We start from the raw sequence: 7,733 nt of genomic DNA, 5'->3' as shown, positions 1-7,733 counted from the left end.
GATAGAACCACTTGGTTTAAGATAGGGCCTTGTGAAGATCTGACAGTTGAAGATATTCCCTTACCTAAATACATCTTATATCCAAATCCTTGCACCACACATTTCAATATCAAATTTATTGATTGTGCTGGAAAGAGTTTTTATTATCGCATAATAGATATGAATGGCAGGCTCATTAGAGAGACCAACAGTGAGAGTATTAAGGATACAATATTTGAGAAAGAGGTGAACGTTCAAGAATTGTCTTCAGCGACTTATCTTGTAAATATTCATTTAAATGAGAAGGTCTTTAGTGAAAAAATAATTGTCGTAGAAAAACCTTCTATCTATAAGAAAAAAAGATAATGTTTTTGTTATTCTTCCATGTTAAGCAACAAAAAAATAACCAACCATACTGATATTTTAGGGCTTGTGTGATTATAAAGCTTTTTAAGACAATTCCACAACCCTTTTTTCAAAAGAAAATTTTAAATCAATTTATTAATAATTATTAAATGAAAAAATCATATTTTTTTGTAGTATTCTTAGTTGGTATTACGGCATATTCACAACAAATTGCCGATACTATAGAGCAAAAAAAATTAAAAGAAATACATATAATTGGTGAACGTTACTCCAAGTCCACTCAAGCTATTAAACATATTTCCCAAAAGGAAACAGAATTTCAAAAAAGCCAAAATACTGCTGATTTACTTGCCAACACAGGTACAATCTCTGTTCAGAAATCACAGCAGGGTGGAGGAAGTCCTGTGCTAAGAGGGTTTGAAGCCAATAAGATTCTGCTTTTGGTGGATGGAATCAGAATGAACAACCTTATTTACAGAGCAGGACATTTACAGAATATAATTACTGTTGATGAGAACTCGTTAGAACAGATTGATGTTCTTTTTGGGCCTGCATCTACAGTTTTTGGGAGCGATGCGTTGGGTGGTGTCATTAATATGCGAACCAAACAGCCGATGTTTCTACCGCAAACCAATAACAAAGTGTTTTCAGGAAATTTAATGTCAAGATACAACAGTGCTAATAATGGATCAACACAGTATTTTGATGTTAATTTTGCAGGTAAACGATGGAGTTCTCTATCCTCTTTCTCTTATAATAGTTATGGAGATTTGAGAATGGGAGACACTCGCAATGGGAAAAATGAATCTTTTGGCGAGCGCCCACAATATGTTGAAACTTTAAATAATGTAGATTATTTGGTGCAGAATAACAATCCGCTTATTCAGAAATTTTCGGGATATAAGCAATATAACGCAATGCAAAAGGTGATTTTTCAACCGGATAAAAATACACAGCACAGCTTGAATCTACAGTATTCGACTTCTTCAGATGTACCAAGATATGATCGTCTTACCGATCCATCGGGTTCGGGGCTGAAATTTGCTGTTTGGAATTATGGTCCTCAAAAAAGATTTCTTTCAGCTTATAAATTTTCGAAACAAAAGGCCTTGTTCAACAGTGATATGAATCTTGGATTGAGCTACCAAAATATTGAAGAAAGCAGAATCTCAAGAAAATTTAACGAGAATAAAACTAAAAGTCAGGTCGAAAAAGTAAATATATTTGCTTTTAACGCAGATTTCAGAAGGAAACTAGGTACCGGTGATTTTCTTTACGGAGCCGAATTCTTTTATGATGATTTGAATTCGACTGCTACCAGTTCAAACCGTATCACTGGCATTGTAACTCCCACAGATACACGTTACCCAAACGGTATAAATCACACTTTAAGGGCGGATATTTTCGCAACTTATTGTGAAAGAATAAACGAAACTACTTACTATAATTTAGGTATTCGTACCGGTTATTCTTCCTTAAAAAGCACTATTACCAATAATTCATTTTTCCAGCTTCCATATGAGGTCATCAAGCAGGATAACTTAACTTATAGCGGTACTGCCGGAATTACGAAGAATATTAATAGTACTAAATTGGCTTTTAATTTGGCTTCAGGTTATAGAGTCCCAAACGTGGATGATTTAGGAAAGCTTTTCGAATCGGTGCCCGGGACCTTGATTGTCCCTAATCCGGATATTGCTCCTGAGAAGTCAGTAACGGCTGACTTGACTGTGGCATTCGGACAGGGAAAGAGAATTCAGTTTGACAATACAGTTTATTATACTCGTCTTTTTGACGCCATTGTTACCGATCATTTTTTGTATAATGGCCAAAGTTCTGTGATTTATGAAGGAGTGGAAAGCGAAGTGTTTGCCATGCAAAATAAAGGAAACGCTTATATAAGTGGTCTTTCTTCTACCCTGAAAATCATTATTACAGAGCCACTGATACTTTATGGTATGGTAAATTTTACCAGAGGGGAAATACTGGATCACGTGGAAAATACTCCGTTGGATCATATCCCTCCCATGTATGGAAAAGTAGGTCTGAAATATGAGAACCAATTGATGCTTCTTGATTTTTATATGTTGTTTAATGGCAAGAAAGATATTCGCGATTATTCTATGAATGGTGAGGACAACGAACAATATGCCCCTCAAGGTGGTATGCCATCATGGCAAACCATCAATTTCAAAACATCATTTACTGTCGATAAGAATCTGTCGCTGTATGCTGGAATTGAAAATATTTTGGACCTACAGTACCGCGTTTTTGCGTCTGGTATCAATGCCTCGGGCAGGAATATATCTGTGGCAGCAAAATATCATTTCTAATATAAAACTTAAGGTTTTATTTTCTAAGCAATACAATAATGGTCGACTTAAAAAATTGAAGAAAGAATTAGTTCAAAAAAATATTAGATCTTAATGACAAAAGAGAGTTTTAGTTATAGCATACGATCTCTATTTAGGAAATGGGTAGTGTATCAGATTAGGTGTTTTTACATATTAGCAATTTAACTACCTGAAAGAGAATAAAAATTTGTAATTTTTGAATAGTAAAGAGACGACCATCAGGTCGTCTCTTTTGTTTTTAATATTTTAAAAAGCCTTAAAATGCTTTTGTTGTACCTTAGTGTATTAAATTAGGTCATGAAAATAAAATGTAGTTTTTGCAATGGTAAATGCATAAAGAATGGATTTCAATCCAACGGAAACCAAAGATATAAATGCTGTGTGTGTCAAAAGCGACAACAGTCTGACTATGGTTATAATGCATACAAAAGTAATATCAATCAAAATATAATTTTGTTCACCAAAGAAGGTTTAGGGATAAGAAGCACAGCAAGAATATTAAAAATTTCAACTACAACATTGTTGAAAAGAATTGTATCAATTGCCAGAAGTATTAGCAAACCAATTATCAGTAAAGGTAAAACTTATGAAGTAGATGAACTATGCACTTATATCAGACACAAGAAAAATTATATATGGCTGGTTTATGCATTGGAAAAGAATTCTAAAACAGTTGTGAGTTTTAATGTTGGAAGACGAACTAATAAAACGCTTAACCGTGTTCTGGAAACTTTAAAATTATCTGACGCTAAAAAGATATTTACGGACAGATTAAAAAACTACAGATATTTGATTGACGAGAAACTGCATTCTGTAAAGCGTTTTGGTACAAATCATATTGAAAGGAAAAATTTGACACTCAGAACTCATCTTAAAAGACTAAATCGAAGAACGATATGTTATAGTAAAAGTTTGATAGTTTTGATTGTCATTTTAAAGATTTAAGTTTGGTTTTGAGATTAGTTAGTCAATTGTTTTATGGGTTTAACCTAACGGGACTCGAACCAAATTTCATTGAAAATATAGGCTTTAATTTTTTTAAGAATTTAAATAAAATTTTTCGAACCACAAAAAAGCCGAGGAATATAGATTTCTCAGCTGGCCGGGAACTACGGAAAAATATATTAAAGTCAATAGTTAATACTCAATCAGTTCTTAACTATATTTGAAAAAAGGGTTCAACTTTAATTAAAAAGTCAAACCCCGTTATTTTTAAACTTACACACTTTTTAGGACAGTGTCATTAAAAGTATTATAGAAACATATTGCAGTATAAGCCCGATATGCATAATTTTCAACTCTAGTTTTCCCGCATGCTCTGTAAATATATCTTTGATTACCAGACTTTGTCTTTCTTTCCATACTTTTTCATCTTTCGAATATCACCAACACATCTGTAACACCTAGTCTGGTTTGACTCCATTTTTTTCGATTTAAGGCATTATAAAATAAAAAAAACAGCCGAAAGGCTGTTTTAATTTTTATGCAATATTAATGTAAATATCTGATTTTCTGTAAATGTTAGATGAAATAATTAACCACCAACACATCTGATACATTACCACTTTTTGTTAAAACCTAAATAATACTTAATACCAAATCCAAAAACATCATTTGTACTGTAAGTAGCATTATTATGATCTAAGCCGGTTAAAACTTCACCCATATTTACACCATTATAATATAAATTAATAGCTAGGGAATCGTAGTTTTTATCTGAAAGAACAATATCAATTCCTAATCCAATTCCTAAAGAATGTTGCCATTGAGTCATTATTTGTTTCTTACTTACAGAATTTACAATGTTGCTTTGATTGACTAGAGTGTAATTCCCTTCTGCTTCAACTTTTGAAATATTATACACAGGTAATATCTGTATAGAAACATTACCAGCGGTTATTTCTGAACTACACAAACATATTTTGGGTGTAAGACTAAAATTGAGTGCAGAAGCTTTTTTAGCAAGCACATCAATAGCAATTCCTTGCTCGTTTCTATTTACATCTTCTTCTAAAGTTCCAATAAAATAGCTAATACCAACTTCTGGTTTAAAAAATCTATTAATTTTTACCTCCAAACCTGGCCCCACTTCAATAAAAGCTGATTTTTGATAATCACTATCTAAATAAGCAGATATTCCTACAATTCCTCTAACCCTTTGTGCATTAGAGATTAGGGATACTAAAATTAGTGTAAAAGAAATGATATACTTTGTCATAATTATTTACCAATTACCCATCCTAAAGAAAAGTTTATAACCGGTACAAACTCATTATCATATTTGTCAATATTATAACCAATACCGCCATTCACACTAAGATTAAATCCTCCCTTATAAGTACGTTGAAATCCCCAAACTGGAGCGATTGTGAAAGATGATGTGTCTTCTGAAAAATCTTTCTTTGTTGAAATAGACTCAAAATTATAGATAGCATTTAACGCTAAGAAGTTTCCCGAATTTTTATCTGTTCTTTTTCCATTGTCTGCTCTTTTTTGAAGATTGTAATAATGGCGAAATTGTTCATTAATATTAGGATAAAAGGACCAAGTATTTCCTCCAAAATAACTACTTCTATATCCAAATCCTAAACTAAATTCCGAATAGAGTGTGTTTTTTTCTGTAAAACCATGTTCGTAAACAATACCGGGTAGAATTAAATTGATCTTAAACTGATTTTTTTCAACCGATATATTTTCTTGAGAATAAATATTAATATAAAGGCATACTATTAAAAATAGACTAAATTTTAGTTTCATGTTAAATTAAAATAAATTATTATTAATGCTTTTCTCTTATCAATCTGCGGCCTTTCCATTCATTATTGTGTAATGCAGCTCCATAAATGTCGGCATATACACTTGTATAAGGAGTTGATCCTTGTAATCCTGATAAATATGACCCAACTTTTGTACTTTTGCTATTCCAGGTTAGTAAAAAGTTAAAGTCAAAATAATGTGTTATTGCATTATCATCATTATGTGCCCATTTTACTCCCATGGTTGCAAAGGTAACTTTATCACTGAATGGAACGGCTTTTAATATATTATATTTTAAACTTTCAGTGTTTAATCCTTTCAATAATTCATTTTGGCTAGGGCTATTGCTCGGCATTAGTTTGGCAAGTGCTTTTAGTCCATCGTCTATCATTTTATTGGCATCTTTTGCAGATAAATTAATATCATTTTGAAAAAGATAGATTTCCACCACATTATCATTATTGTCTGTATCAAATGGAAAACCTGGATTTTCAGTTGGCGGAGAAGGAATAACTTGGGCAAATTGATTATAATTAACTCCTTTATAAGTGTAATAAACTGTTGGGCCTGTTACATATAAACTATTATTAAAAGGTGGAACATTAAACTTGTAATCATATTGAATACTATTAATTCCTAATTCAATTTCATCAGCATAAGATTTTTCCCAATACGAAACACCTAAGGTTTTTTCTCTTTTTTGGAGCCTTGCACTACAGCCAATTGATGAAAATACGTAATAATTCTGATTCCAAAAGCTAACCTGTATTCTTCTATTATCACTATAATAATCTTCTGATTTGTCAGATGCTCCAAAAAGATGTTCAAAAATGCTATTCGTTTCAACGTAAGCAATCTCTAAGTTCTGTTTTTTAAACCTCGGAGTAGATCCTGCTGGAACTGGTACTGGTGTAGGTGTTGGAGGATTACTATAGCCATTATCGCAATATTTTGGCGGAGCATACATCATTACACCCGTACTTACCTCACTTACAAAATCTTCAGGCATAATTTTATTAGTCTTTTTTAGCATTTCCTGTAAGCAAGGAGCTTCCTTATTTGTAAATTCCTTTTTCTTACTTGCAAAATTAAGTTTATTTAAATAATTATATAACTTTTCTTTTTCGGTTGCAAGACAAAAATAAAGACCAAGTTCAGTATACTTATATAAACTATCAGCTATGTATATTTCCCTGTCTTCATTCAAAAGGGCAGCAAAAATTGGATCTTGAATTAATTCATCGTCTAGATTTATTTCTTCATCGCCCGTTGATTTGGATGTAATGCCAAATGCAATATCTCTTTTCGCAATTCGATCCTTTTTATTTAAAACAAACTCTTTAATTTCTTCAGTCTGGTTTTTATCAAATAGAGGTGTTAATGGTTTAAAACCTTTGCGTTGTAAATCTCTTACTTCTGAATTAAAACCATTTTGACTACTAGTATTTTTTTGATAATCTTTAAAAATACTTTTTAATGCGTCCCTGCTTTCAACCTTTATTGTAGTTCCGTTTATAAGCTCTATTCTATCCAATAATATGGATTGATTTGTATTTTCTTTAATATCATTTGGAGTATCCTCACAACTAAAAATTAAAGCTGAAAAAATAATTAATATTAAAAAGGGCTTCGGTAATTTTAAAAAAATCATTTTTTTTTATGTTTTTGGTTTATAATTTATTTATAATACTAATTTTATAATATTGGAGATTTAATTTGTGAAAAAGTTAAATAAAATATTTAATCGCATGCCCTTTGAGAAAGTGAATTAGGCGGTCTTCAAACACTTGGATTCAACGGCATGACTATTTTTGATCGGTAATATAAAGTTTATATCCATAAATTAGTGTAAAACCACTTTCGTAATACTGGATTGTAATTCTATTACTCTTTACTAATTACTTTGGGATTTGAAGATTTCTTTGCGAATTCTTTAAAAGTAAATATTAATCAGGGAAATACAAATAATAATTGTCCATAATTTTTTTTAGTTTAAAAAAACTAAATCCCCTTCAAACTATTCAAAAGTGCTTTTGGAAATTCAAGGAGTTCTAGCAAATATGGGGCAAATAAACAATATAAAAAATTCTTACAAAATGTGCAAATCACATAACGCTAAAAAATTAACAATAAAAAAAACATAAGGTACTGAGTGCAAATTCCGGTTATATTGATCACCCCATTCCGTTTTAAAGTGAGCACCTGATTCCAGTTCAAAATGACCACCTAATTCCGGAGCAAAATGACCACCTCCGTTTTGATTAAAAACTATATTTT

Annotated in this window: 7 protein-coding genes; 3 read left to right on the top strand and 4 right to left on the bottom strand. The window is 31.4% G+C overall.

All coding sequences use genetic code 11. The features are described 5' to 3' along the window. The 3 genes from ACN1CN_RS22300 to ACN1CN_RS22290 all read left to right on the top strand — a co-directional run. A partial coding sequence (locus ACN1CN_RS22300; RefSeq protein WP_419137828.1) for a T9SS type A sorting domain-containing protein occupies positions 1–345 on the top strand: 345 nt, incomplete at its 5' end. A gap of 149 nt (positions 346–494) precedes the next feature. Further along, positions 495–2,678, top strand: a complete 2,184-nt coding sequence (locus ACN1CN_RS22295; protein WP_419137826.1) for a TonB-dependent receptor plug domain-containing protein — start codon at positions 495–497, stop codon at positions 2,676–2,678. Between the two features lie 318 nt (positions 2,679–2,996). Next, a complete protein-coding gene (locus ACN1CN_RS22290; protein ID WP_419137825.1) occupies positions 2,997–3,644 on the top strand; it encodes an IS1 family transposase in 648 nt (215 codons plus the stop codon). Between the two features lie 613 nt (positions 3,645–4,257). Here ACN1CN_RS22290 and ACN1CN_RS22285 read toward each other — a convergent pair. The 4 genes from ACN1CN_RS22285 to ACN1CN_RS22270 form a co-directional block, all read right to left on the bottom strand. After that, entirely contained in the window at positions 4,258–4,917 is a 660-nt protein-coding gene (locus tag ACN1CN_RS22285; protein ID WP_419137823.1) for a hypothetical protein, read from the bottom strand. 2 nt (positions 4,918–4,919) lie between these two features. After that, complete coding sequence (locus tag ACN1CN_RS22280; RefSeq protein ID WP_419137821.1) at positions 4,920–5,456, bottom strand: hypothetical protein; 537 nt, start codon at positions 5,454–5,456, stop codon at positions 4,920–4,922. Between the two features lie 22 nt (positions 5,457–5,478). Then, positions 5,479–7,107 carry a hypothetical protein gene (locus tag ACN1CN_RS22275; protein WP_419137819.1) on the bottom strand — a complete coding sequence of 543 codons (1,629 nt, stop codon included), beginning with the start codon at positions 7,105–7,107 and terminating at the stop codon, positions 5,479–5,481. Between the two features lie 438 nt (positions 7,108–7,545). After that, positions 7,546–7,733 (bottom strand): hypothetical protein (locus ACN1CN_RS22270; protein ID WP_419137817.1); only part of this gene is annotated, 188 nt, incomplete at its 5' end.

The sequence above is a fragment of the Flavobacterium sp. T12S277 genome, from assembly GCF_048514875.1.
Classification (GTDB): Bacteria; Bacteroidota; Bacteroidia; order Flavobacteriales; family Flavobacteriaceae; genus Flavobacterium.
The sequence above is the reverse complement of the archived record's forward strand: the minus strand, read 5'-3'. Positions and strand labels throughout refer to the sequence as shown.

What these genes read in the sequence shown, in the direction of transcription:
- ACN1CN_RS22285 (WP_419137823.1), bottom strand. Translation starts at nt 4,917, where the DNA reads ATGACAAAGTATATCATTTCTTTTACACTAATTTTAGTATCCCTAATC.
- ACN1CN_RS22295 (WP_419137826.1), top strand. Translation starts at nt 495, where the DNA reads ATGAAAAAATCATATTTTTTTGTAGTATTCTTAGTTGGTATTACGGCA.
- ACN1CN_RS22280 (WP_419137821.1), bottom strand. Translation starts at nt 5,456, where the DNA reads ATGAAACTAAAATTTAGTCTATTTTTAATAGTATGCCTTTATATTAAT.
- ACN1CN_RS22290 (WP_419137825.1), top strand. Translation starts at nt 2,997, where the DNA reads ATGAAAATAAAATGTAGTTTTTGCAATGGTAAATGCATAAAGAATGGA.
- ACN1CN_RS22275 (WP_419137819.1), bottom strand. Translation starts at nt 7,107, where the DNA reads ATGATTTTTTTAAAATTACCGAAGCCCTTTTTAATATTAATTATTTTT.